This is a genomic window from Okeania sp. SIO1H4, assembly GCF_010672695.1.
GTDB lineage: Bacteria > Cyanobacteriota > Cyanobacteriia > Cyanobacteriales > Microcoleaceae > Okeania > Okeania hirsuta.
Genome location: NZ_JAAHGB010000005.1, coordinates 60,271 through 85,690 on the forward strand (window position 1 = coordinate 60,271; position 25,420 = coordinate 85,690).

21 protein-coding genes and 1 pseudogene are annotated in these 25,420 nt (G+C 38.3%); 10 read left to right on the forward strand and 12 right to left on the reverse strand.

The window, feature by feature from the left end; all coding sequences use genetic code 11:
- Positions 1-461: 461 nt before the first annotated feature.
- Complete coding sequence (locus tag F6K06_RS03080; protein WP_287240086.1) at positions 462-1,376, reverse strand: heme A synthase; 915 nt, start codon at positions 1,374-1,376, stop codon at positions 462-464.
- A 528-nt stretch (positions 1,377-1,904) separates the two neighbouring features.
- Between F6K06_RS03080 and F6K06_RS03085 the strand changes: the two genes are divergently transcribed.
- From F6K06_RS03085 to F6K06_RS03095, 3 genes are all read left to right on the forward strand, one after another.
- The gene (locus F6K06_RS03085; RefSeq protein ID WP_124143665.1) at positions 1,905-2,924 is read left to right on the forward strand and encodes a cytochrome c oxidase subunit II; all 1,020 of its coding nucleotides are present in this window, start codon (positions 1,905-1,907) and stop codon (positions 2,922-2,924) included.
- Between the two features lie 248 nt (positions 2,925-3,172).
- Positions 3,173-4,912, forward strand: coding sequence for a cytochrome c oxidase subunit I (gene ctaD, locus F6K06_RS03090; protein WP_124143664.1), 1,740 nt, complete (start codon positions 3,173-3,175; stop codon positions 4,910-4,912).
- 623 nt (positions 4,913-5,535) lie between these two features.
- Entirely contained in the window at positions 5,536-6,171 is a 636-nt protein-coding gene (locus F6K06_RS03095; RefSeq protein WP_124143663.1) for a heme-copper oxidase subunit III, read from the forward strand.
- 616 nt (positions 6,172-6,787) lie between these two features.
- Here F6K06_RS03095 and F6K06_RS03100 read toward each other — a convergent pair.
- Positions 6,788-7,789, reverse strand: a complete 1,002-nt coding sequence (locus tag F6K06_RS03100; protein WP_287240087.1) for an AraC family transcriptional regulator — start codon at positions 7,787-7,789, stop codon at positions 6,788-6,790.
- Positions 7,790-8,203: 414 nt separating this feature from the next.
- Here F6K06_RS03100 and F6K06_RS03105 point away from each other — a divergent pair, with 414 nt between their 5' ends.
- The 4 genes from F6K06_RS03105 to F6K06_RS03120 all read left to right on the forward strand — a co-directional run bounded on the left by F6K06_RS03105 (position 8,204) and on the right by F6K06_RS03120 (position 14,247).
- Positions 8,204-10,021 (forward strand): arylsulfatase, encoded by a 1,818-nt coding sequence (locus F6K06_RS03105; RefSeq protein ID WP_287240089.1) that lies wholly within the window; start codon positions 8,204-8,206, stop codon positions 10,019-10,021.
- A 351-nt stretch (positions 10,022-10,372) separates the two neighbouring features.
- Positions 10,373-11,494 (forward strand): HAD family phosphatase, encoded by a 1,122-nt coding sequence (locus F6K06_RS03110; protein WP_287240091.1) that lies wholly within the window; start codon positions 10,373-10,375, stop codon positions 11,492-11,494.
- A gap of 325 nt (positions 11,495-11,819) precedes the next feature.
- Positions 11,820-12,815 (forward strand): formylglycine-generating enzyme family protein, encoded by a 996-nt coding sequence (locus tag F6K06_RS03115; protein WP_287240092.1) that lies wholly within the window; start codon positions 11,820-11,822, stop codon positions 12,813-12,815.
- A gap of 451 nt (positions 12,816-13,266) precedes the next feature.
- Positions 13,267-14,247, forward strand: a complete 981-nt coding sequence (locus F6K06_RS03120; protein WP_124143660.1) for an aldo/keto reductase — start codon at positions 13,267-13,269, stop codon at positions 14,245-14,247.
- 297 nt (positions 14,248-14,544) lie between these two features.
- Here F6K06_RS03120 and F6K06_RS03125 read toward each other — a convergent pair whose 3' ends face one another.
- The 3 genes from F6K06_RS03125 to dnaK form a co-directional block, all read right to left on the reverse strand.
- Positions 14,545-15,054 (reverse strand): DUF4112 domain-containing protein, encoded by a 510-nt coding sequence (locus tag F6K06_RS03125; RefSeq protein ID WP_287240094.1) that lies wholly within the window; start codon positions 15,052-15,054, stop codon positions 14,545-14,547.
- A gap of 94 nt (positions 15,055-15,148) precedes the next feature.
- Entirely contained in the window at positions 15,149-15,271 is a 123-nt protein-coding gene (locus tag F6K06_RS03130; protein WP_287287734.1) for a hypothetical protein, read from the reverse strand.
- Positions 15,272-15,283: 12 nt separating this feature from the next.
- Positions 15,284-17,194 (reverse strand): molecular chaperone DnaK, encoded by a 1,911-nt coding sequence (gene dnaK / locus F6K06_RS03135; protein WP_124143658.1) that lies wholly within the window; start codon positions 17,192-17,194, stop codon positions 15,284-15,286.
- Positions 17,195-17,506: 312 nt separating this feature from the next.
- On the opposite strand from dnaK, the gene F6K06_RS03140 reads away from it, so the two are divergent.
- Positions 17,507-17,659, forward strand: a complete 153-nt coding sequence (locus F6K06_RS03140; protein ID WP_161564364.1) for a hypothetical protein — start codon at positions 17,507-17,509, stop codon at positions 17,657-17,659.
- A gap of 447 nt (positions 17,660-18,106) precedes the next feature.
- Here F6K06_RS03140 and F6K06_RS03145 read toward each other — a convergent pair whose 3' ends face one another.
- Positions 18,107-19,063: a 3-oxoacyl-[acyl-carrier-protein] synthase III C-terminal domain-containing protein gene (locus F6K06_RS03145; RefSeq protein ID WP_287240096.1), complete on the reverse strand. Its 957-nt coding sequence runs from the start codon at positions 19,061-19,063 to the stop codon at positions 18,107-18,109.
- 604 nt (positions 19,064-19,667) lie between these two features.
- A complete protein-coding gene (locus F6K06_RS03150; RefSeq protein WP_124143656.1) occupies positions 19,668-19,943 on the reverse strand; it encodes a hypothetical protein in 276 nt (91 codons plus the stop codon).
- Between the two features lie 207 nt (positions 19,944-20,150).
- Between F6K06_RS03150 and psbA the strand changes: the two genes are divergently transcribed.
- Both psbA and F6K06_RS03160 read left to right on the forward strand, forming a co-directional pair.
- Positions 20,151-21,212 (forward strand): photosystem II q(b) protein, encoded by a 1,062-nt coding sequence (psbA, locus tag F6K06_RS03155; protein ID WP_124143731.1) that lies wholly within the window; start codon positions 20,151-20,153, stop codon positions 21,210-21,212.
- A gap of 141 nt (positions 21,213-21,353) precedes the next feature.
- A pseudogene (locus F6K06_RS03160) lies at positions 21,354-22,466 on the forward strand (geranylgeranyl reductase family protein).
- A gap of 429 nt (positions 22,467-22,895) precedes the next feature.
- On the opposite strand, the gene F6K06_RS03165 reads toward F6K06_RS03160, so the two are convergent.
- The 5 genes from F6K06_RS03165 to F6K06_RS03185 form a co-directional block, all read right to left on the reverse strand.
- Entirely contained in the window at positions 22,896-23,018 is a 123-nt protein-coding gene (locus F6K06_RS03165; protein ID WP_287288621.1) for a hypothetical protein, read from the reverse strand.
- A 178-nt stretch (positions 23,019-23,196) separates the two neighbouring features.
- Positions 23,197-23,346 (reverse strand): hypothetical protein, encoded by a 150-nt coding sequence (locus F6K06_RS03170; protein WP_161564670.1) that lies wholly within the window; start codon positions 23,344-23,346, stop codon positions 23,197-23,199.
- Between the two features lie 7 nt (positions 23,347-23,353).
- Complete coding sequence (locus F6K06_RS03175; protein ID WP_124146816.1) at positions 23,354-24,298, reverse strand: tetratricopeptide repeat protein; 945 nt, start codon at positions 24,296-24,298, stop codon at positions 23,354-23,356.
- Positions 24,299-24,453: 155 nt separating this feature from the next.
- Positions 24,454-25,002, reverse strand: coding sequence for a GIY-YIG nuclease family protein (locus F6K06_RS03180; RefSeq protein WP_287242263.1), 549 nt, complete (start codon positions 25,000-25,002; stop codon positions 24,454-24,456).
- 59 nt (positions 25,003-25,061) lie between these two features.
- Complete coding sequence (locus F6K06_RS03185; RefSeq protein ID WP_375339411.1) at positions 25,062-25,406, reverse strand: hypothetical protein; 345 nt, start codon at positions 25,404-25,406, stop codon at positions 25,062-25,064.
- Positions 25,407-25,420 lie beyond the last annotated feature (14 nt).

Sequence of the window (25,420 nt, forward strand, 5' to 3'; positions counted from 1 at the left end):
ATTTGTGGTGTTAGTCAGTTTGAAAAATTTAGTCCGGTTGAATAGTTATACAGCATATTTCGGGCAAACGATCTACGGTGAAATTCTTGTAGTGCGGGCATCTTGCCCGCTAGTTCTGTACTCACCGATAGCTGACAGTGCTGTAAACGGACACTAAATCGAGTGAGGGCGTTAGCGGAGCTTTGCGTAACGCAAATGCCATTCGCCCCTACAGATGGCGTTTTCAAGGTAAATTTGCGTAAGTCCTGTAATCTAATAACTCACAAAAGAGGGCTATATTACTGTATCTATCTTGACAATTAACTAGCTTTTAGCATTTCCTGACGGAATGCTGCGCAAACAGCTATCAGCTTTTATAGGTCTGGGTTTAAATCCCCAGTTCTATAAACCGGAAGGTTTAGAACGAGGTTTCAATCCCTTTCTAAAAGTTTACTGCTGACTGCTGACTGCTGACTGCTTTTTTAAGCTTTTGCAAATTGTCGATCGCGTAAAGCAATAACAGTAAATGCGACTAAAGTTCCTAATAATGCTGCTCCTACAGCTTGGTGAGATACGGTCAATAACTCAATTTGCAGACGTAACCGGAAGGTCATAACCCCCAAACTAATCTGAGCTAATACTAATAAACCAGACCAGTTTGCTAACTTTCGCAGCAGCGGATGTAAGGCAGAGGTGCGCCACGCCATTACTACCAATGCTAATGTTGCTAAAGTCGGAGGAACAACACCAGCAATATGACTATTCATTATTTTACAAAGTTCCGCCACTCCAAAACATTGATGCAATGCCCACTGAGAAGCAACCAACCCACCGAGTAAACTTTGTAAATAAACTAAAATTGCAGCAGTTAATCCTACCCAAGGTAGTTTACCAACATTACCTGTACCTTTATAAGGCATCATTGACATACTTATAACTAATAGAGTCATAAAGTAAAGCAAAGCAGTACCAAGGTGAGCGGTGACAATATCAAAGCGTAATAATTCTGTAACAGTTAATCCACCGAGTACCCCTTGGAAAACTATTAGTCCCAGAGCAAAAGTCGATGCCCAAGGTAACCAGCTTGGCAATTCTCGTCTATGCCACCATGATAAACCCATGAGAGCGATCGTGCCAAAGCCAATTAAACTTGCATCTAGTCGGTGAAACCACTCTAAAAATACTTGCAGATTCATCTGTGCCATTGGTACTAATTTACCATAACACAACGGCCAATCAGGACAGGCTAAACCTGCATTCATAACTCTGGTAGCACTGCCAATAGCCATTAGTAATAGGGTTGCTATACATAGTTTCCAAACCAAACCACGAATGCGTTCGCGCGCTGGAGACTGAGAGGAAATAATTGTATTGTTATTTAAAACAGAATTGGCCATAAGATTTTTATTAGCTGTAATCTAAAATCTTGCTAAATTAACAACATACTGAATCTTAAATTCAGAAATAATCATCACATCTGACAATTATTAATGTGTCTAATTTTTGTTACTATAAGGGATACTATCTGAAGATTTGTTCTGCTTTAGAAAGTTTTCTGATTTAAATTTTATTTACAGCTTACTGTGATCAGTGTTACTGATTTTACCCAAAAAAATATTTTTAACTTTTTCTTTAATTTCTAATAAATTAATCAATCAAAGTATGCAATTTAAGAGTACATATTTAATTTAACTTTGTTTATACAAACTGTGGGGTAATTTTTGAGTGCAATAGTTAAAATAATATAAACTCTCTCGAGAGAAATCTATGAAAAACTAAGATAATCTATAATTTTGATAAATAGTAACAATTATATCTAGTTTATAAGTAGATGCTTAGTTTAACCTATGTAATTGAGTATGACAAAAAGTCAAAGACTCCTCTGCCTAGGCTAGGGGGAGGAAGACAAATTAAAGAGGTAATATATGGAAGAAAAAGAAAAAATACCAGTCTCAGTAATCACCCTAGTAGTTGGTATAATAATCACCATAATTAGCGTGTGGTTAGGTCAAAATCATGGTCTATTACCAGAGCAAGCATCAGTACAAGCTCCTCTGGTGGACGGTTTTTTTGACGTCATGTTTACTATAGCAGTAGCTTTATTTCTAGTTGTAGAAGGAACAATTGTCTTCTCTGCAATTAAATTTCGCAAACCCAAAGGAGACGATAGCGATGGTGCTCCCTTTAGGGAAAATTTACCATTAGAAATATTTTGGACTGCAATTCCATCCATCATTGTGATTGGTCTTGGTATCTATAGTGTAGATGTATACAGACAGATGGGTGGGTTCGATCCAGCAGGAACAAAAGTAGCTCATGTTTCTTCATCCGAACTGCAAACAGTGAAGTCAGGATCAGCTCTGGCAGCTCCCCTAATAGCAGACGCTGAAGGAATGGAGTCAGAAGAAGTAGCTACAAAAGAAGTGAGCAAATATGGCTTTGGAGCAACTCCTGAAGAGGGAGCTAACCCAGCAGATGTAGTCGTTGACATTACAGGAATTCAGTATGGATGGCTGATGACCTATCCCGAAAGTGGTGTTCTAGCAGGAGAACTCCATATTCCTGTCAACAAGGATATACAAATCAATCTTTCTGCTCAAGATGTGATTCATGCTTTCTGGATACCTGCTTTCCGTTTGAAGCAAGATGCAATTCCTGGTAAAGATACCCAACTCCGGTTCGTAGCTACTAAAACTGGAGAATATCCAGTATATTGTGCAGAACTTTGCGGTGCTTACCACGGAGCAATGAGAACACAAGTAGTTGTTGAAACTCAAGAAGAGTATGAAGCTTGGATAGAAGAAAATACTTTTGCCGAGCAACCACAGTTGAATCAAGCTGTAGCAGTAAATACTGCTGATTTATCAGAATCGGAGTATCTTAGCCCTTATGCTAATGAAATGGGTATCGATTCCGAAACATTAAATCAAATTCACCCAAACTAGACTAGTGCCGCTACGCGGAAGTTAAAAGTCAAAAGTTTTGTATTTGTTTATTGATAGGACTTTGTAACCAGTCAGTTATTTCCGCCATCCTGCACTAGAACTACTAGCAGCTAATACTTTCTCACAGGAGAATCCAAAAATCCCTATTCTTACAGGGGAAAAGTTGGGGAGGAGTCAGCTCCAAAGGTAAAAAAAAATGAGTTCAACCTCCCCAATAATTAATTCGTAATTGTCAAAATAATTTACAGATGACACAAACACAAATTCCTTTAGAAACCAAACCAGAACCGGAAAAAGCACATCCGGAGGCATGGAAATGGTATCACTACTTCGGCTATAACATAGACCACAAGGTAATCGGCATTCAATATCTGGTTACCGCCTTCATCTTTTATCTCGTCGGTGGCCTCATGGCCATGGCTATGCGTGCAGAACTCTACACACCAGATGCAGACTTTCTCGACCCAAATGTTTACAACTCCTTCCTGACAAATCATGGCACGATTATGATTTTCCTGTGGATCGTGCCTGCTGCCATTGGAGGTTTTGGTAACTATCTAGTCCCCCTAATGGTGGGAGCTAGAGATATGGCATTTCCTAACCTCAATGCGATCGCTTTCTGGCTCAACCCAGTTGCTGGAGCATTCTTAATTGCTAGTTTAGCTTTTGGTGGCGCGCAAAGTGGTTGGACTGCTTATCCCCCATTAAGCATCATTACTAATAACATCGGACAAACTTTATGGATTCTCTGTATTGTATTAGTGGGAACTTCCTCCATCATGGGTGCGCTAAACTTTATCGTCACCATCCTCAAAATGAAAGTTCCTAGTATGAAGTGGGAACAACTACCTCTATTCTGCTGGGCAATCTTAGCAACTTCCGTTTTGGCACTATGCTCAACTCCTGTATTAGCAGCAGGTTTAGTACTGTTATTATTTGATATCAACTTTGGCACCGGCTTCTTTAAACCAGAGATGGGCGGTGATGTGGTCATCTACCAGCACTTATTCTGGTTCTATTCTCACCCCGCAGTTTATCTGATGATTCTGCCAATTTTTGGCATTCTCTCAGAAGTCATTCCCGTTCATGCACGCAAAGGAATATTTGGTTATAAAGCGATCGCCTATTCCAGTCTTGCTATTTGTCTAGTAGGTTTGTTCGTATGGGTACACCATATGTTCACCAGTGGTACTCCTCCTTGGATGCGGATGTTCTTCACCATCTCTACTCTAATCGTTGCAGTTCCCACCGGAGTCAAAATCTTTAGTTGGGTAGCTACCCTCTGGGGCGGAAAAATCCGCTATACAAGTGGAATGCTGTTTGCCATTGGTTTATTAGCAATGTTCGTTATGGGTGGACTAAGTGGTGTAACCATGGGAACAGCTCCATTCGACGTTCACGTCCATGACAGTTACTATGTTGTAGCTCACTTCCATTACGTTTTATTTGGTGGTTCAGTATTTGGCCTATATGCAGGTATCTATCACTGGTTCCCCAAAATGACAGGTCGGATGTACAACGAAACCTGGGGTCGGATTCACTTTGTCCTGACTTTAATTGGTACCAACCTCACTTTCTTACCCATGCACCAATTGGGTTTACAAGGAATGCCACGTCGTATTGCGATGTATGACCCTCAGTTTGAAGCTATTAACCATATCTGTACTTATGGGTCAATTATTCTAGGTCTGTCTGTAATACCATTCTTCATCAACATGGTTTGGAGCTGGATGTACGGACCAAAAGCTGATGGTAATCCTTGGGGTGGTTTATCCTTGGAGTGGACTACTAGCTCACCTCCTATCATTGAAAACTGGGAAGTATTGCCAGTAGTTACTTATGGTCCTTATGATTTTGGCTCTAAGAAAACTCTTGCTATTCGAGAGCGCTTTAAGCTAATTTCACAAGGAAGTTCCAAAGTGAAGGAAACAGGGGTGCCTGTATCTGAAGCTGAGTCTTCATCCTTTAACGATGATTCTCAGAATTAACTAGCTATCAGCTATCAGCTATCAGCTATCAGCTATCAGCCAAAAAATTTGTGCATATAATTAGGCACCTGTTTGCGGAGCAGTCCAGACCGAAAAGCTTGGGTAAAACATCTCCAACTTCTATAAATAAGTCGCTTAATTTTAGAAGGGGTTGCGCATCCCCTTTCCGTACCGGAATGCTACGCAAACCCGCTTGTGCTGACCGCTGATTGCTGAACTGCTGGCAAGTGGAGCATTCCAAACCGAAACACTTTTTAATTTTCTAGAGAACAATTAGAATACTTTCTAGTTTGTTCTGTATGTAGAAATTCAGTAGTTAGAGGAGTTAGTGGTTGTATAGAACCCATTTGATAGCTATATAATTATGGTGTAAGAGTCTTTTCGCGCATCAATGAGTGAGGAAAAATTATCTGAAGGAATGTTGAATTTTTTGTATGATCACAAACCCATATATTCCCTCTTTCCTTTTCCCTCTTAACTCCTGTCTCCTGTCTCCTGTCTCCTGACTCCTAGATAAAAAAACTTGATATTTATCAAGAGACCAAATGGGTTTTATAGACTGCCAACTACTTTAGATATCAACTTTCAGAAATTATTTTTGTTTATTTTAGGTACAAGAAATTATGCAAGGTTCAACAATTGATACAACTAATAATTTAGTTGATACTTCCGTCCAATCTGCATCAGCAGAGGCAGGTCATCACGAAGAACATCCGGATTTACGAGTTTTCGGATTAATCACATTTCTCGCTTCTGAATCTTTGATGTTTGGGGGACTATTTGCTGCTTATTTAATTTACCGAGCAAATGCCGGGGTTTGGCCTCCCGAAGAAACAGAGGTAGAGTTGTTATTGCCAACCATCAACACTATTATTCTGGTTTCCAGTAGTTTTGTCATTCACAAAGGCGATACTGCTATCAAAAAGAACAATCTCTCAGGAATGCGTCTATGGTATGTAGTTACGGCAATCATGGGTATTATCTTTTTGGGTGGTCAGGTTTATGAGTACATGACTCTAGGTTATGGTCTGACTACTAATGTGTTTTCCAATTGTTTTTATGTGATGACTGGTTTCCACGGTCTACACGTTTTTGTTGGTGTGCTACTTATTCTCGGTGTATTGTGGCGTTCTCGTCGTGCTGGTCATTACAATGGAGAAAAGCACGTTGGTATTGAGATGGCAGAAATATATTGGCACTTTGTTGATATTATCTGGATTGTTTTATTCACTTTGCTTTACATTTTGACTCAGATTTAATTTGTACGCAAAGGCATTTATTGTCGCTAAACTTGCGTTGCATTTGACAAAATTATACACCATTTGTAGGGGTTAACGGCTGTTAACCCCTACTATATTTTGTGGTTATATAGAATCCGGTTATACCGTTTTGAAAAAAGAATGTTACCAATAATAAACATGATAAAAAGACAAATGCAGGAGGTCTCCCTTTGACAAAAAATAGAATTTATTAGCTCAAAACTGCTATTGAAACTATTAATTCTGACTCCTGACTCCTGACTCCTAAGAAATAGCCTAACTATTTGTAGCAAACATTTATCAAATTGGTATTATACAGCTTTTCTCAACAATAATTCGACCTATTTTCCTAGTGTGTAAATAAATAGACATCTCCAAAAATCAAAAAGACAATCAATTCTTATCCATAAATTATCAATTACTCCCCTCCTGGGAGGGGGAGGGGCGAGGGGTGGGTTCCCTGTTCCCTGTTCCCTGTTCCCTGTTCCCTCTTTTGTAGGAGATGTCTAATTATGAACTTTCCCAAAATCAACAGAAAAACTATCACATTTTTTCTTTAAAAGTTTAGCTAAAGTAACACAACGGACGACTGTCATCTCCCCTGATTTTTCACTCTCTATGTCTTCTTTCCCAACGTCTCTGAAGGCAACTCCCCAAACATGGCTTTGTAATCTTTAGTAAAATGACTTTGATGATAGAACCCAAATTGACTCGCGAGGGTAGCTATAACACAACTTTCTGGATCGCTTGCTTTCAGGTGTTGTCGCACTGCATTGAGTCGTCGCACCTTGAGATAGCGCATCGGACTCATGCCAAATAACTCCTGAAAACCACGAGATAAGGTAGCACTGCTAGACCCTAAATTTTCTGCTAGCTGTTTTAAGGTGAGGGGTGTTTCTAAGTTAGCTAAGATTTGTTGCTCTGCTTGGGCAATCAACTTTCCTCTTCGAGAAGGTTTAAGAAAACACTTAGAATTCAACTTGATAGGAATCTGACTAATTAACAAAGGAACGAAATCATCAGCAACGAGTTTCTCGATATGAGGTTTTTGTAACCAATTTGGTTTGTGTACTGCTAACCAAAATAGTTGTTTGAGGTAATCTTTAATTTCTTTCATCCTAGTTGGTAGCAAATTTACATGATTTTTACGCCGAAAATTATCGTCTAGATCGTGACGTTGTAGTTTATATGCGTAAGTCTGAAAAGTTTTCAAAGGGATACAAATCTCTATTATCGCTCCACCTTGAGGCATTACGAAATCAATTGGCTCATTGAAACCAAAAAGAGTTGTTTGAGGCTTGATGAGGTGATGGAAGGTGTAATATTCCCCTTCATTCTCAAACCAGACCATAGCAAAAGACCAGTATTCTTTCAATTTCTCACCAAAAGCTTGAATTTTTTGATTTACCTGAGTATATATGAAATACATATCACCAATCTGAATTGGCAAAAAACCAACTTGAAGAGAACCAGGCCTAAGTTGTATTACTTCCCGCCCATGATAGGCAGCACACTCTTTGAAAACATCTATATCTCTAAAGTATTTGGAGACAATCTTCAGATTGCTTGTTCCAGGATCGTCTTTAATTTGGGTAATTTTATTCTTGTTTATATCCATCAACACAGTCCTTTTTGCAACAGTTCATTAATAGAAAACAATCAAATAATTAATAAGTAAAGCTTATTTTTTTTTTTTCTTATATTATTGATTTTTATATCTCAAAAAATGAGAATTTTCGGTTATTCAAAGAGATAGATTACCACTAAGATAACCTTCAAGTCTTCGGATTACTCCGTTATGGTACGGAGTGGGTATGACCCATCTTAATTCGATTGATGAATTTAAGGGTGTCCAATAAGTCAACGCGATAAAGTTCTGATCGCTTGCTCAGAACTCTAAAGTCCATCTCACGGAATAACCAATCGCCATCAAATTTGTTTAATTACGGCTTTTGGTTCCTGTTTAAGTGTGAGATCGGCTTTTGAAGCTATATGAAAATTAATTAAGGAGATTATTTTCGTGCAACGAATTATGAAAAAGGGTGTCGCTATGGCGATGTCCCTATTGCTTGTGGTGTCAGGGATATTACCTTGGCTCCCAACAGCCCCAGCTTTGGCTCAAGAAACCACGACCAAACCCAATATCTTAGTGATAATGGGTGATGACATCGGTTGGTTTAACATTAGTGCCTACAACAACGGCATTATGGGTTATCAAACCCCCCATCTCGACGGCCTGGCCAAAGAAGGAATCATGTTCACTGATTTCTATGGAGAAAATAGCTGTACTGCTGGTCGTGCTGCCTTTATCACCGGTCAAGCTTCTATCCGTACTGGAATGACTAAGGTAGGACTACCTGGTATAAATATAGGTTTACAAAAGGAAGACCCCACCCTAGCAGAGTTACTCAAACCCCTAGGCTACCGTACTGGTCAATTCGGGAAAAACCATCTTGGTGATTTAGACCAATATTTACCTACTGTCCACGGATTTGACGAATTTTACGGCAACCTCTATCACCTCAACGCTGAAGAGGAACCCGAAAACGAAGACTATCTACCCGAAGGGGAATCTATAATATTCGATCAGTTTCGACCCAGAGGGGTACTCCACAGTTTTGCTGGCCTAAATTCTTATGAATGCGATCCAAGCAAAGGCGAAGTGCCTGCCCCGGTCACTGAAGATACTGGAGAGCAAGTAGTCTGTGAGACTGGTCTCCTCACCAAAAAGCGGATGGAAACCATCGATAAAGAAGTCTTAAATAAGACAAAAGAGTTCATTGCAGAAGCTAAGGAAGCAAATGAGCCGTTTTTTGCTTGGTTTAATACCACTCGGATGCACGTCTTTACCCACCTAAAAGATAGGTCTCAGGGAGTGACTGGACAAGGAATCTATGCAGATGGAATGGTAGAACATGATAAACAAGTGGGTCAACTTCTCCGGTTTATTAAACGGCAAGGTTTAGATGAAAACACGATTATCATCTACACAACCGACAACGGTGCAGAAGTATTTGGTTGGCCAGATGGTGGTACAACACCTTTCTATAGTGAAAAGAATACTAATTGGGAAGGAGGTTTCCGTGTACCTGCTATGATCCGTTGGAAAGATCACTTGCCCGCAGGTGTAGTTTCCAATGAAATTATGTCTCACATTGACTGGGTACCAACCCTCATGGCTGCGGCTGGTGTTGAAAATATTGACAGACAACTTCTGGCAGATGACGATAAACGGAAAATAAATGCACAATATCCCGAATATGAACAATATGATGTTCATTTAGATGGATACAACTTCTTACCTTACTTAGAGTCTCTCGGAGATTCAGGAAACGACCTAAAACGGCAGGAAATTTGTCCTTCTACCCCTGGTGTGTTGGGTGTATTGGGTCGTCTTCCTAACTATTGTCCACCTCGTTATCAGTATGTCTATTTCACTGATGATGGTTATCCATCGGCAGTCCGTTATAATGACTGGAAAGTGATATTTAGTGAACAGCGTGCAGAAGGTTTTGATGTTTGGGAAGAACCTTATGTTAATTTGAGAGTTCCTCTGTTGTTGAACTTGCGACGCGATCCCTTTGAGAAAACACCCCACGAGTCAGAGAATTACCCTGACTGGAGGTTCCGCCGAACTTTCTTACTTGGTCCTATTACCACATCTGTCAGTGCGTTTCTCAATAGCTTTGTTAAATATCCTCCTCGCCAAAGACCTGCTTCTTTCACCATTAATCAGGTAGTAGATGGGGTAGTTCAAGAAATTCAGATAGACAGACTACAAAAGGAGTTTCCTTTTATTACAGGGTTAAGAAAGATTATTGAGTCTGTCGTTGATAACGGTTGGGATTAAATCAAAAATTAGGCAACAGGTAGTATCTATTGCTGCTCAGTTTTGGCGAAAAAATACTGCCTCTAAAATTGGTTTCAATTCTAATCAATGATTTTCCAGGGAATTAAAATTGACCGCGATCTTAATTCCCTGATTACAATACAGTGTAAACACAAATAGAACAGGACTTACGCATAAGGAACACAGTTTCGGCGCTTGAGATTGCTTCGCTGTAGCTCGCAATGACAGAAGCACGTTGTTTTGCGTAAGTCCTGAGAATTTAGGAGGATCTTTTAAAGACAATTGTTGAGATAGATCATCCTATTTCTCTTAACAACAATTCGACCTACTTTTAAGGTGTGTAAATCAATTATGAAGTTTCTCAACATCAACAGAAAAACTATCTCATTTTTTCTTTCAGTTCTGATCTCAATCTTTTGTTTAGGAGGCACTTTAGGCTGTCTTCCTGCCTATGCAGCATTAAATTGTGGGGATGACTCTACTACATTAGATTGTTGGAATGACACTCCTACAAAACAAGCAATCACCGACTTCGTAGACCAAGTTATTACTGGTGTTCCAGTAAAAGATCGGATTGCTGTTTTCGATAATGACGGAACTTTGTGGGCTGAAAGACCTCATTATTTCCAAGAAGATTTTATTAAAAACAGATTGCCTGAATTACCTGAACGCAAAGTCAGTAGACTGATTAAAAAGACTCAAAAGAAAATCAATAAAACTGGAGGACATCCTATTTCAGAAGAAGGCAAAACTTTTTTAAGTGAAATCCCAGTTGTTAGTGGAATGACCACAGGTGAATATAACTCCCTAGCTAGAAGTTTTCTCGATACAATTCAGAGTGATATTACTTCTAACGATGAGGGAGGTTATCAACGGTTTGATACTCAATATATTAACCTGACTTACAAACCTGTCATTCAATTGGTTAACTACCTCAAAGAGAATGATTTTAAAGTCTATATTTGTTCTGGAGGTGGCATTTATTTTGTTCGTTCCTTTTCTGATGAAGCTTATGGTATTCCCTCTGAAGAAGTGATCGGTTCAGCTATTAAGACATTCTATGATGAGTCTAATACAACTGATGCACCTGGAGGAAGTTTAGTTCGTCAATTAGGGTTAGCTCACTATGACGATCAAGAAGGCAAACCAGTAGGAATTGAACTTTTCATTGGCAAACAACCTATCATTGCAGTGGGTAACTCTAGTGGTGATTTTGAAATGTTTAAATATACAGATGCTGGGGTAGGAAATTCCTTAATCGTTCTCATTAATCATGATGATTGCGAACGAGAATATAAATACAATGACGTACCTGGAAGCACACATATAGATGATGATGGTTTAGAAGTTCCTGATAATGAATCTCTCGACTACGCCCAAAATCATGAAAATTGGATCGTGGCTAGTATGAAAGACGATTTCAATACTATTTTTGATCCAATTCCAGCAAGAACACCTCCAGTGTGTAACTAAGTTTGAGTAAGTCGTCAGTCGGGTGAGCAATGCTCACCTGATAACAACAGGACTTATACAGAATCCGGTTTAATAATCGTCATTGCGACGATAGGAAGCAATCTCAGGGATGCACGGAGATTGCTTCCTTCCACTCCGTTCCAGTCGCAATGACTTGGATATAGTAATTATCCGGATTTTATATTAGGCAAACAAACCAAGAAACCGGGTTTATTGCTTGATTATTGTCTCTCAAACCACCAAGCTTCCTTGATAAACCCGGTTTCTGCGTAAGTCCTAAACAAATTAAATTAAGACCTTATATTATCCAAGTCTCAATCATTTTATGAAAACTTTTTGGCATCAATCACTTATTCTCTGTTTCCTAACAATATCCCTGATTTTCCCTTTCTCCAAAACAGCACAAGCATCCTCTACAGATAATAGTTGTCCTGAAGGAATGGTATTTATTCCTGGAGGAAATTTTACAATGGGATCGGATTCTCATTATCCATCAGAAGTTTCTGCAAGTGACGTCACTGTAGATAGTTTTTGCATCGATCGCCACGAAATCACCAACGCAGAATTCCGTAAATTTGTCAAAGCAACAGGCTATAAAACCATTGCCGAACGCCCCCTCTCAAAATCACAATTTCCCAATCTAACCGACAAGCAACGACAACCTGGTTCCCTCGTATTTCAACCTCCCTCCGAAGGTATTCAACAAGTTGCTTATTTAAGCTGGTGGCATTGGACAGTGGGTGCTAATTGGCAACATCCCTACGGTCCAAAGAGCAACATCAGAGGGAAAGATAATTATCCTGTGGTTCACATCGCTTATGAGGATGCAGTTGCTTATGCTAATTGGGCGGGTAAATCTCTTCCCACAGAAGCTCAATGGGAATATGCAGCGCGGGGTGGTCTTGAAGAGCAAGAATTCACTTGGGGAAATCAATATTCTGCCAAGAAAGCGAATACCTGGCAAGGGATGTTTCCCTTTTTCAATACCAAAGAAGATAATTATTTAGGAACTGCACCAGTAGAATCTTTTCCCCCCAACGGTTACGGACTTTATGAAATGACCGGAAACGTTTGGGAACTGACCTCAGATTGGTATCAAGTCGGACATTCTGGCAAAGACCATAGTTTAAACCCCGTCGGACCTGACAAAACCGCCAGTTTCGATCCCATCAAACCCCAGGAAGGAGCATTGCACGTGATCAAAGGTGGTTCTTACCTGTGTGCTAAAAATTATTGTAGTCGTTATCGACCTGCTGCCAGAGAGTCTCAAGCTCCTGATACGGGAACCACTCATATTGGTTTTCGTTTAGTAGTCTCATAGTGGACTGACACACCTTAAATGGTGCATTATATCATGTCCGGATAATCAGTTATAAATAAAATTAAGGACTGACAATACCGACAGTACCAAATAAATACTGAAATTATCTTGACTTTTCTCCAATATTTCCTCTTTTTCCCCTTTCTTTCCTCCTGACTCCTGACTCCTGACTCCTGACTCCTCACAACAGTTATTTATAAGTATTCAACCGGACATGATATAACATCATGTCCGGATAATTAGTGATAAAAAAACTTTCTCCTTCTTCTGTGTTCTTTCTACCCTCCTGTCTCCTGTCTCCTGTCTCCTGACTCCTTAGTCGTTTATTTATAACTGTTCAACCGGACATGATATTACAGTTTGCTATTCCCTGTTCCCTATTCCCTATTCCCTGGCGCGTAGCGCTATAGTGAGAAAATATATAGATGTCTAATATTGAGAAAGAGTCAGGATGCAAACTAAAGAAAAACTTATCCTACCAAAAATGGGCTGTGGTACATGGGCATGGGGCAACCGCCTCCTGTGGGGATATGATGAAAGTATGGATAATGAGTTGCAAAATGTCTTCAATCTTTGTGTTGCTAATGGTGTGACTTTATTTGATACAGGAGACTCCTACGGTACAGGCAAATTAAACGGACGCAGTGAAATGCTATTGGGGCAGTTTTCCCAAGCATATACGGGGGCAAATCAAGAGAATATTTGCATTGCCACAAAACTTGCTGCTTATCCCTGGCGCTGGGGTCGTCAAGCAATGATTTCTGCTGGCGAAGCATCGGCCCAACGCCTCGGAAAAAATGTCGATTTGGTGCAGATGCACTGGTCTACAGCAAATTATTTACCCTGGCAAGAATGGGGACTTTTAGATGGTTTGGCTGACTTATACGAACAAGGTAAGGTAAAAGGTGTGGGACTATCGAACTATGGGCCCAAACGGTTAATGAAAGTGTATGAAAGATTTCGCGATCGCCATATTCCGATAAATACTCTACAGGTTCAATATTCTCTATTATCAACCTATCCTGTGACAGAATTAGGAGTAAAAGAAATCTGTGATGAATTGGGAATTAAATTAATTGCATATAGTCCTTTAGCATTGGGAATATTAACAGGAAAATATTCAGAAAACGGTTCTGTTCCTCAAGGTATTCGAGGTTTTTTATTTAAGCAAATATTACCAGGAGTTCGCCCCCTATTATCATGTTTGGAAGCAATAGCAAAGTCAAGAAATAAAACTATGTCGCAAGTAGCAATTAACTGGTGTATTTGTAAAGGTGCAATTCCTATTCCGGGGGCAAAAAATATAGCACAAGCAGAACAAAATATTGGTGCATTAGGTTGGGAATTAGATTCTGGTGAAGTTGCGGAACTGGATAATGCTGCGGCGAGTACAGATAAGAAAATGGTACAAAATATTTTTCAGACTAATTGATATAGCAGAAGGAAGAAGGAAGAGGGAAGAAGGAAGAAGGGAAGAAAAAGTTTGTGATTGGAAATATAATTTTTTTGGGTTATAGCAATAGTCCTCTTGATTTATGATGTATAAGTCTGTAATAATTAAATTATAGTTAGGGCAAGGTTAAGTTAAACGCTAATATAAATAACACTTGCTAATCTCGTTTTTACAATAGTTAATAACCACCTCAATATTGGGGTGGTTATTTGAGTTGTTTTACTAACTCCACCTTTATGGTTAAAAAGTGCAATTTTTATAACCATTTTTCTCAACCTAACCTGACACAATAAACTGTAAAATATGCACAAATAAACTAATAACTAAAAACCCCAAAGTAGCAATAACAATAACAAATAAAATTAAACCGCCCAACAGCAAAAAAACAAACCCGCGATCAGCACTTTTACTAACTTTAGGAGACTCTAAATGAGCCTCCAAAATATCCATATTTTTAGAATTTGCCTTCCAAGCAACATCAAACAAATCTCCAAAAACAGGCACAATTCCTGCCAAAGAATCAAATACAATATTAGACGCCATTCGCATCAGAGTTTCCCGTGGCAAACCCATCATTGCTGCTGAAAATACAATATAAACAGAAATAAGTCCTCCTAAAAAATCACCACCCCCAGGAATCAATCCTAGAAGTGGGTCAATACCAACGCCATAAGAAGTACCAGGAACGCGAACAGCATTATCAAGTAAATCGCTAATTTTACGCAGTTGTCTAACCTTAGCTGCTTGAGGGCGATCGCCAGAGGTAGTGGGAGATGGTTTTGCCATTGGAAGTTATGTGAGTAAAATTCAATAAATGTGTAAGTTCAGTAGGGTGTCACATCACCCACACCCTACTGAACTTACACTTTATGCTTAAAGACTACAGCGTTGCTGATTTGAGGTACGATATCATGTCCGGATTCAGAGGGGGAGCATACTCCTCATTTACTTCTTCTTTCTTCCCTCCTGACTCCTGACTCCTGACTCCTGACTCCTTCAGCAACGCTGAGACTACTTACTTTTTAGTTTCAGTAAAGTCAGCATCAATTACATCATCTCCACCAGCAGAACTTGAGGAAGACTCAGCAGCACCATCACCATTAGGAGGAGTTGCTCCATCAGGAGAACCTTGTTGATAAATATTGCTGCTCACAGTATACAGAGCTTGTTGCAACTCAGTAGTTAGAGACTGAATACGTTCGTCATCTTCTTGAGAAATAGCATCACGCAAATCTTTAACCAACCCTTCAATCTTAGTCTTATCAGCTTCAGGAACTTTATCTCCCAACTCCTGAATTTGCTTCTCAGCTTGATATGCTAAAGAGTCTGCTTGGTTTTTACGGTCAATTTTTTCACGACGTTCTTGGTCAGCAGCAGCATTAGCTTCTGCTTCTTTCACCATCCGCTCAACTTCAGTATCTGGTAGAGTGGAAGCACCTGTAATACTGATAGACTGTTCCTTACCAGTACCTTTATCCTTCGCAGCTACATTCAGAATACCATTAGCATCAATATCGAAGGTAACTTCAATTTGAGGTACGCCACGAGGTGCTGCGGGGATACCATCTAAGCGGAAAGTTCCTAAACTCTTGTTGTCGTTAGACATTTCCCGCTCCCCCTGCAGTACATGAATTTCTACGTTTGTCTGACCATCTACAGCAGTTGAGAACACTTCTGACTTTTTGGTAGGGATAGTAGTGTTACGAGGAATAATTTTGGTCATTACGCCTCCCAAGGTTTCTACACCCAGAGATAGAGGAGTAACATCTAACAAGAGAATGTCTTTAACTTCACCTGCTAACACACCTGCTTGAATTGCAGCACCAACAGCTACCACTTCATCAGGGTTAACGCTTTGGTTTGGATCTTTGCCGAGGACTTTCTTAACAATATCATGGACTGCGGGAATCCGAGTAGATCCACCAACTAATACTACTTCATCAATAGAACTTTTATCTAACTTAGCATCTCTAATGGCGTTTTCTACAGGAATGCGACAGCGGTCGATCAGGTCAGCACAGAGTTCTTCAAATTTACCTCTAGTTAAGGTGGTATCTAAGTGCTTAGGTCCATCTTGGGTAGCGGTAATAAATGGCAGGTTAATCTCTGTCTGGGTAACGCTAGAAAGTTCAATCTTAGCTTTTTCTGCTGCTTCTGTTAAACGTTGCAGTGCTTGCTTATCTTTCCGTAGGTCTATTCCTTCTGCTTTTTCAAATTCCTTAGCGAGGAAATCAACAATTTTCTTATCAAAGTCGTCACCACCAAGGTGTGTATCACCGGAAGTAGCTAATACTTCAAATACACCATCACCTACTTCTAGGATAGAAACGTCAAATGTACCACCACCAAGGTCAAATACTAAGATAGTTTCGTTACTTTTCTTATCTAACCCATAAGCTAGAGAAGCTGCGGTAGGTTCGTTAATGATCCGCAATACTTCTACACCAGCGATTCTACCTGCATCTTTGGTTGCCTGTCTTTGGGAGTCATTGAAATAAGCTGGTACGGTAATTACTGCTTGTGTTACTGTTTCGTTAAGATATTTACTAGCATCATCAACCAGTTTACGCAGAACCTGGGCTGAAATTTCTTCGGGGGCAAATTGTTTTTCTAATGCTGGGCAATCTAATTTAACGTTACCATTAACATTGAGAACTTTATAAGAAACTTCAGTAGTTTCATTGGTTACTTCATCAAATCTACGCCCAATGAACCTCTTTACTGAGTAAAAGGTGTTTTGGGTGTTCATCACAGCTTGACGTTTGGCGATTTGCCCTACGAGTTGCTCTCCTTTTTTACCGTAGGCAACTACAGAAGGGGTTGTACGGAAACCTTCTGCATTAGCAATTACTGTGGGTTTACCACCTTCCATAACTGCAACACAGGAGTTTGTTGTACCTAAGTCAATTCCGACTACTTTTGCCATAAGAGTTTTTTTGCTCCAAATTACTACAAAATTTTTTACTTTTTGTCAACCTTAGTTTTTGTTTTTTTCGGTTGACTTAAGGACTAATATTTAAGCCTTCTGGATTTAGTCCAGGGCCTGTCCATTTTTTATACAGTCTTTAAGATTAAGTTACTTATATCTATACTGCGATTATTTAGACGATTCCATGAAGGCGTGTTTACCGAACATCAAGGAATATTGGACTTTGAGGAACTTTTATAATTTTCCTCCTTTACTCTTTCTAATTTACGCTCCTTGGACGATCGCCGCCATTGTGGCAAACCGTAAGTTATGTGTTGTGTTTGCCGTCTAGCGATCGCTTCTTTGATAGTTAGGGTTTGCGCTCAAAAGTCTTTTAGTAGGGGTAGGAGACAGGAGACAGGAGACAGGAGACAGGAGGAACGGGGAAGTATAGAGGAGGTAGTCGGAAAAATTATCCCTTGATTTTTCTGCCATAATCATCCCAAAATACTAGAATGCATGAGCTTCTTCCGCTGAAAAGCTGGTACTTTTTTAGACCAAAAATGTGCTCAACCAATATCAGTCAATGCTTTGATATTTAATCAGCAAGCCCTAGTTATAGCTATTAGACATCTCCAGAAAAGAGGGAGTAGGGAGTAGGGAGTAGGGGGAAAGAATTGATAATTTCTGTACGATAGTTGATTTTATTTTTTATTATTGGAGATGTCTATTAGACATCTTCACCAAAAGAGAGAGTAGGGGAAAGAATTAATGAATAAGGGTGCAATAATTGATATGGTTAGGAAACCCATCCATCCCTCGACCACTTTTTTCCCCTTGAAAGAGTCGGCAGAGTAAGCTGAATTATTTAATTAATAATTATTAATTATTCGATAAACTAAAAGCAATAGCTGATAGCTGAATGCTTACTTAATATTTAATCACAGTTGCTCCCCAAGAAAACCCAGCAGCGCTACTGGCTAAAACTACTAAATTACCAGGCTTTATTTTCTCTGATTCTATAGTTTTAGCCAAACCAAATAAAGTATCTGTTGCTCCTAAATGACCGCTTTCTTTTAAAGAGATAAATGTATTTTTTTTGCTTAATTTCAGAGATTCAAAAATTGATGATAATAAACTTTTTTTGATTTGATTAGTAAATAAAAAATCTATTTCTTCTATGGAAAATCCATTTTTTTGTAATGCAGCTATTATAACTTTTTTATAGTTTTTTAAATAAATATATGATAAAATTTCGTCTAATTTTTCACGGTCTTCTACTTTGACATAATTAAGCTCTAAATCAATATTTTCATCTTTTACAGGTAACTTAGTACCGCCCAAAGGTACTCGAATAAAATCAGCTAATTTCCCATCAGTCATGCCATGATATGAGAGAATTTTGTTACTAGACTCTCCTTTTTTTAACAGCGCGGCGGCGGCACCGTCGGCGAAAAAAAGTATGGAGTTTATATTTTTATCCGAGTAATTAAGCAACTGGGATAATTTATCGCTACAAACAACTAAAGCATAATTTAAGCTCGAATCTGCCAACAACATATTCCGGCAAATATGAATGCCTAAATTGCCACTGTTGCAAAAATTTCTAACTTCAAAAGCATGAGCATTTTCAGCACCAATAATACCTTGTATTTTAGCTGCGGGAGACCAAAATCTGTAATCGTAATCTCCCACACCACAATAAGCAATTAAATCTATTTCTTCTGGTTGAATTTGGGCTTTATTTATAGCCGATATTGCTGCTTTTATTCCCATATCACTAGGATGTTCGTCTTCCGCAGCAATTGATTTTTTTTCCATGCCTATTTTTTCTGTCAAAACCCACAGAGGAATATCTGCTAGTTTAGCGATCGCTTCGCTAGTCATAACTCCTGAAGGAATATAATAACCAATTGCTGCAATACCGACTGTTTAATGATTTTTTTGGTTTTTAATCATATCGGTTTCTACTCTTTAGTCAAATATTTCAAAATTATAGAGGGAGTAGGAAGTAGGGAGTAGGCAGTAGGGGGAAATAATTGATAATTTATGTGTGATAATTAATTGAATTTTTTATTATCGGAGACGTCTATTAGACATCTCATTTAAAGTCTTTTAATCACGCTTATTATTGGTAACATGATAATATCTTTTCATTCTGATACTTGTTTCTGTGGTGGATAAGTTGCCAAATAATCAGTGACATCCTGACGTAAATTTATCAATTTTATATAACCACCTGCACTTAGATTTGTAGTTAATTTTCCCAGGATAAATTAATATCCCAGTGGTCAGCAAATGATTGAATAAACTCTTTTTCTCTGGGGTCAATTACTTCATTAATCATAGCTAGTTGACTTAAAATATTGATGATTTTTTTTGCTCCCGAAGGTTTGAAAAATGACTTAGCTAAATCCCCAGCTTCTTTTCTTTCTAAATTAAGGGTTTCTTTGATTAAAGTCCAGAATCCTTTTTTTCTTGATCCAGGTACTCATAATGACATTCCTGCAAGAATATAGAAAAATGCCAAACCATTAAATAATATGTTGTCTATAAAACTTACATATTCTCCAGAGAGAAGAGAGTTAAATGCAAAAATAGTTCCAATATTTAAAGAAAGTAGATTGCCAGTAACAGATTGACTTTCTGCAACTACACGCTCATGTTTTCGCTTCCAGATTGGATTCATTGTTAAGTAGACTTCTGCGAGAGAAAATCCTATGGATAAAAAAGCTAGGACAGATATTATTTTCTGAAAAGTTTCCATGATATTGCTCCAAAATTTAATAACAATTTATAAATTTACAACCAGAGAATACATAACATACATATTAGGTTGATATTTTGTCGTTCTATAGCTGCTATGAGGGTAGGCACAGATAAGTTATAGATAAAATTAACTTACCACAATTTCCAGAATCAATATAATATATATAATTAATTATCTTAAAAATTATCTGTAATTAACTATGACATGACAACTACCTTACAACAGCGTGAAAACGCCAACGTATGGGAAAAGTTCTGTAGCTGGATCACCAGCACAGACAATCGTTTATACATCGGTTGGTTCGGTGTATTAATGATCCCCACCCTTCTCACAGCTACTATCTGCTACATCATCGCATTTGTAGCAGCTCCTCCAGTAGACATTGATGGTATCCGCGAACCCGTCGCTGGTTCCTTAATGTTCGGAAACAACATCATTTCCGGTGCAGTAGTACCTTCCTCCAACGCTATCGGTCTACACTTCTACCCTATCTGGGAAGCAGCAAGTTTGGATGAGTGGCTATACAACGGTGGCCCATACCAGCTAGTAATCTTCCACTTCCTCATTGGCGTATTCTGCTACATGGGTCGTGAGTGGGAATTATCCTACCGCTTAGGTATGCGTCCTTGGATCTGTGTTGCATACTCTGCTCCAGTAGCAGCAGCAACAGCAGTATTCTTAATCTATCCCATCGGACAAGGAAGCTTCTCTGATGGAATGCCTTTAGGAATCTCTGGAACATTCAACTTCATGTTGGTATTCCAAGCAGAGCACAACATCTTAATGCACCCATTCCACATGTTAGGTGTAGCAGGTGTATTCGGTGGTTCATTGTTCAGTGCAATGCACGGTTCTTTGGTAACATCCAGCTTAGTACGTGAGACAACAGAAACTGAGTCTCAGAACTATGGTTACAAGTTCGGTCAAGAAGAAGAAACTTATAACATCGTAGCAGCTCACGGCTACTTCGGTCGTTTAATCTTCCAATATGCATCATTCAACAACAGCCGTTCCTTACACTTCTTCTTAGGAGCATGGCCAGTAGTAGGAATTTGGTTCACAGCATTAGGTGTGTCCACAATGGCCTTCAACTTGAATGGTTTCAACTTCAACCAGTCGATCATCGATTCTAGTGGTCGTGTGGTAAATACTTGGGCAGACATCATTAACCGGGCTAACTTAGGAATGGAAGTAATGCACGAGCGTAATGCTCACAACTTCCCTCTAGATTTGGCTGCTGTAGAAGCTCCTTCTATCAATGGTTAATTTNTGGTCAGCATTCCGCAAGCGAGCTGGCGTCGTCGCGGGGTCTGACCGCTTGCGTCTGACGCCGACGCGGGGTCGCACCGCTGTTCCCTGTTCCCTCAAACCTAAAATTTTGTACCTCATAACAACGGAAAACAGTGTATGTTTGATTGTATCATAGTTGGCTCCGGACCAGCAGGAGCAAGTGCCGCATATCATCTAGCAAAAAACGGACGTTCTGTATTAGTCTTAGAAAAAGAATCTTTACCTCGATATAAACCCTGTGGAGGTGGAGTTTCTCCCATTGTTCAACAGTGGTTTGATTTTGATTTTACACCAGCTATTTCTCTGAAAATAAATTCCATTCGTTATACTTGGAAAAAAGGCGATTTAGTAGAAGTTAACCTTAAAAATCAAGAACCAATTTGGATGGTACGTCGAGAAGTTTTTGATTATTTTATCGTTCAGCAAGCGAAAAAACAGGGAGCATAAATTAGAGATAAAACTAAAGTTATAGGCATAGAATTTAAGAACAACAACTGGCAAGTTAATACCAATAATCAATCATTTATTGGTCGTTATTTAATTGCTGCGGATGGAGCTAAAGGTTCCATGGCAAAATGGTTGGGTTTTAACAATCGTAAACGCTTTTCAGGTGGTGCGATGGAAATAGAAGTACCAGTTGAAAATCAGCAAATTGATAGTGCTTATTTTGAGTTTGGAATGTTAAATAATGGCTATGTTTGGAATTTTCCTAAAGCTGATGGATACTCAATAGGAGTCGGTACATTTTGGCGAAAACATGGTCAAAATTTTGCAGCTTTATTAACAGAATATGCCACAATGTTTGAGGTAGATATTCAAAATATTCAGAAGTTTGGTCATCCTTTATGTTTATGGAATGGGAATCAAAAATTACATACACAAAATGCAGTTTTAGCAGGAGAAGCAGCTTGTATTGTTGACCCCTTTACTGCTGAAGGAATTCGCCCTTCTATATTTACAGGTATTAAAGCAGCAACAGCAATTCATAATTCTCTAAATGGGGATTTATTTGCTTTAGAAAAATACACTCAAATAATTAATGAAGAATGGGGTAAAGATATGGTTTGGGCACAACGTTTAGCCCAAGGATTTTCTCATTTTTCACATATTGGTTATCAAGTAGGGGTGAAGCGACCTCGTGCTACTACTATTATGACAAAAATTTTGTCTGGAGAATTACGTTATTCGGATGTAGTGGGTTCTGCTTTGCGACGACTTTGGCAAAGATAAAAATTTATTCTAAATGAAGGCAGAAGGCAGGAGGCAGAGGGCAGAAGGAAAAAAAGGAGAAAACTCAAGATAATTTTAGCATTTCTTCGGTACTGTCAGTTCTTAAATGTTATTTATAACTGACCCGTCCGTTAGCGTAGCTCCCCCGGAGGGGGAACATGATATTAAGATGTCGTAAAACTTTGGAGATTTAGTATTATACCAAGGGTGAAAAAAGAATGTTACAAATAATAAGCAGTATTAAAATAATTTGTAGGAAATATCTATAGCAGTCCTATTTTATTTGTGTATAAAAATCTTACCGCTTTTAGGGAACAGGGAACAGGGAACAGGGAACAGGGAACAGGTAGAAGTTTCAGTTTTTTTATCTACTTTTTGATTTGTCACAACTTATTTAGGATTGCTATATTGGACGAAAAAGATAAATTACTACATAAAAAATGGTATCAAACCTATTCCCATACGACTTGATCCTCCTGTATTTCCCTCCTGGGAGGGGGAGGGGCGAGGGGTGGGTTGACTCAATAGCAGTAACCTAAATATTTGTAGCAAAGATTTATCAAACTGGTATTATACCCCTCGATTTTAGCTGATAGCTGAATGGTAATAGCTAATTAGGGTTTGCTGATTAAATCTAAAAGCATTCACATATCAAGACAAGTGTCTTTTTGGGGTCGAAAAAAGTGCCTGGTTTTCAGCTCTTCACGCTCAAAAAGTTAGTATTTTAGGCTCATAGTTGGGCAGAAAAATCATTCTTACAATTCTTACTCCTACCTCCCCGCTCCCGATCCATTTCTCCCCTCCTGGGAGGGGGAGGGGCGAGGGGTGGGTTGTCTCCTGTCTCCTGTCTCCTACCCTTACTAAAAGACTTTTTCAGCAAACCCTAATTAATCAATTAAATCATCTTTAATTAAAGCTTTAAAGTTAGGATTTGAGCTAATGTTAAAAAAATCAGCATCAGCTTCTGCCATTTCTCGATATGGTTGACCAGCACCTAAATTAATTGCTTGTTCTAAATTTTCAATAGCTAAATATAGCTTATCCTGTAAAGCATAACAACGAGCTTTATTATAGTAAGCCAAAGAATAATCTGACTGAATTTTTATGGCTTGGTCAAAACAAGCGATCGCCTCAACCCAATTTCCTAAATTAGATAAAGCTTGACCTAAATTATTCCAAGCTTCCTGATAGTCTACTTTTATATCTATTGCCTTCTCATAACTAATAATTTCTCTTTTAGTATTCCCCAAATAAAATAAAGTTTTTCCTTGAAAATTCCAAGCTATATAATGATTAGGCTTAAGCTTAATGACTTGTTCAAAAGAATTCAAGGCTTCCTGATACCTTCCTAATTCAAATAATGCCTTGCCTTGATTATGCCAAGCTTGGTATAAACTAGGTTTAAACTTTATTGCTTGTTTGTAATTTTCAATTGCTTCTCGATAATGTCCTAAACTACTCCAAGTATTTCCAACATTGTACCAAGCTTGATATAGATCTGGTTTGATTTTTATTGCTCTCTCAAAAGAAGTTATCGCTTCTCGATATTGTTCTAAATTATTGAGTAAATTACCTCGATTATACCAAACTAAATGAGAATTTGGTTGAATCTCTATTGCACGATTAAAGTTATTTAAAGCTGACTGGAATCTACCTATTAATTTCAAGGAATTACCTCGATTATTCCAGGCTTCATAGTAATCTGGTTTAATTTTTATTGCCTGATCGAAAGCAGTAATAGCCTGTTTATGCTTCCCCAATTTACTAAAATTTACTCCCATATTGTACCAGCTCTGATAATCATCTGGGGAAATTTTTATTCGTCCATCCATTTCATTTTTCAAGGAAGAAGAAATAAATAGTTTTAATCATTATGGTCTTGAAATTAAAGATTTTTACTTATGAAGCAATATAGATTTTTCGTAAGCATTTAGCATTTCCTGCTGAATGCTTACTTTGCAGCAAATATTTATCCCAATAGTATCAATTATTTCAAATCTAATAAACCGCTGGTTTTTAGCTTGGGATTAAAGCGAATATTTTCTTCTAAACCTCTAGTTTTTAATATTTCTAAAATATTAGCTTCAACTCGCCTAGATATATTTTTTAAGAGTTTTTCTTTAGCAACTTCATCAGTTAATGGGTCGTGATATTGTGTTGCTTCTGCTTCTGTCATTTCTTGTTTAGCATCTATTGGCTGATTCCACTTTGCTTCTGCGCCATCATTACCTATAGGTAAAGACCCATTTTCATTAATCCAAGCAGTTTTTATACCTTCTAATATAGTACGATTCGGAGGTTCAATAGTTTGTACTTTTAGCCAATAGCAACTATGAGGTTGACGGACTAAGTGTTGTTTAATACTCTGATATATATCACGAGAATAACCTACAAATAGTAATTTTTTATCCCGATCAAAAATTCCATAAACACCAATTTTTCCTTGTAAAGAAATTGGTAATTTTCCTTGAGAATCAATATAAGGTAAATATTCTAATTCTGACAGTTCTGGTATTTGAATTTCGGTATTAGTCATTATTTGAGATTTTCCTGTTCAAGGGTAATGTTAATTAATTCGGAATTGATAAAAGTTGATTAATCTCTGGTGATTTTATAGATGGCGCAGAGATGGCTTGGTTGAAATATTTTAGCTTTAAACATGAAGTTGGGCGGAACGTTAATGATAATATAGTCACTGGATTCGTGATACTGCTCAAATTCTTTTGCCATTCCTTTAGGTGTTTCTTTACTATAGGGAATTGGTTGAAATATTAATTCAGTAAATTCTAATTTTTCATATGGTAATTGTGAAGTAATTTGTTGAATAAAATTTTCACTTGTTAATAATTTGAATAACATTTGTTGAGCATTTTGTTCTAACGTGAAACTACTTTCAAAGCTTTCAATAATTTTTATACCCACTTTTTTTTCCTTTTCCATCTTCATCAAATTGG

Excerpts from the sequence above, each read along its gene's own strand:
- F6K06_RS03080 (WP_287240086.1), bottom strand. The coding sequence starts at position 1,376 with ATGGCCAATTCTGTTTTAAATAACAATACAATTATTTCCTCTCAGTCT.
- F6K06_RS03085 (WP_124143665.1), top strand. The coding sequence starts at position 1,905 with ATGGAAGAAAAAGAAAAAATACCAGTCTCAGTAATCACCCTAGTAGTT.
- ctaD (WP_124143664.1), top strand. The coding sequence starts at position 3,173 with ATGACACAAACACAAATTCCTTTAGAAACCAAACCAGAACCGGAAAAA.
- F6K06_RS03095 (WP_124143663.1), top strand. The coding sequence starts at position 5,536 with ATGCAAGGTTCAACAATTGATACAACTAATAATTTAGTTGATACTTCC.
- F6K06_RS03100 (WP_287240087.1), bottom strand. The coding sequence starts at position 7,789 with ATGGATATAAACAAGAATAAAATTACCCAAATTAAAGACGATCCTGGA.
- F6K06_RS03105 (WP_287240089.1), top strand. The coding sequence starts at position 8,204 with ATGAAAAAGGGTGTCGCTATGGCGATGTCCCTATTGCTTGTGGTGTCA.
- F6K06_RS03110 (WP_287240091.1), top strand. The coding sequence starts at position 10,373 with ATGAAGTTTCTCAACATCAACAGAAAAACTATCTCATTTTTTCTTTCA.
- F6K06_RS03115 (WP_287240092.1), top strand. The coding sequence starts at position 11,820 with ATGAAAACTTTTTGGCATCAATCACTTATTCTCTGTTTCCTAACAATA.
- F6K06_RS03120 (WP_124143660.1), top strand. The coding sequence starts at position 13,267 with ATGCAAACTAAAGAAAAACTTATCCTACCAAAAATGGGCTGTGGTACA.
- F6K06_RS03125 (WP_287240094.1), bottom strand. The coding sequence starts at position 15,054 with ATGGCAAAACCATCTCCCACTACCTCTGGCGATCGCCCTCAAGCAGCT.
- dnaK (WP_124143658.1), bottom strand. The coding sequence starts at position 17,194 with ATGGCAAAAGTAGTCGGAATTGACTTAGGTACAACAAACTCCTGTGTT.
- F6K06_RS03140 (WP_161564364.1), top strand. The coding sequence starts at position 17,507 with ATGTGTTGTGTTTGCCGTCTAGCGATCGCTTCTTTGATAGTTAGGGTT.
- F6K06_RS03145 (WP_287240096.1), bottom strand. The coding sequence starts at position 19,063 with ATGACTAGCGAAGCGATCGCTAAACTAGCAGATATTCCTCTGTGGGTT.
- F6K06_RS03150 (WP_124143656.1), bottom strand. The coding sequence starts at position 19,943 with ATGGAAACTTTTCAGAAAATAATATCTGTCCTAGCTTTTTTATCCATA.
- psbA (WP_124143731.1), top strand. The coding sequence starts at position 20,151 with ATGACAACTACCTTACAACAGCGTGAAAACGCCAACGTATGGGAAAAG.
- F6K06_RS03175 (WP_124146816.1), bottom strand. The coding sequence starts at position 24,298 with ATGGATGGACGAATAAAAATTTCCCCAGATGATTATCAGAGCTGGTAC.
- F6K06_RS03180 (WP_287242263.1), bottom strand. The coding sequence starts at position 25,002 with ATGACTAATACCGAAATTCAAATACCAGAACTGTCAGAATTAGAATAT.
- F6K06_RS03185 (WP_375339411.1), bottom strand. The coding sequence starts at position 25,406 with ATGGAAAAGGAAAAAAAAGTGGGTATAAAAATTATTGAAAGCTTTGAA.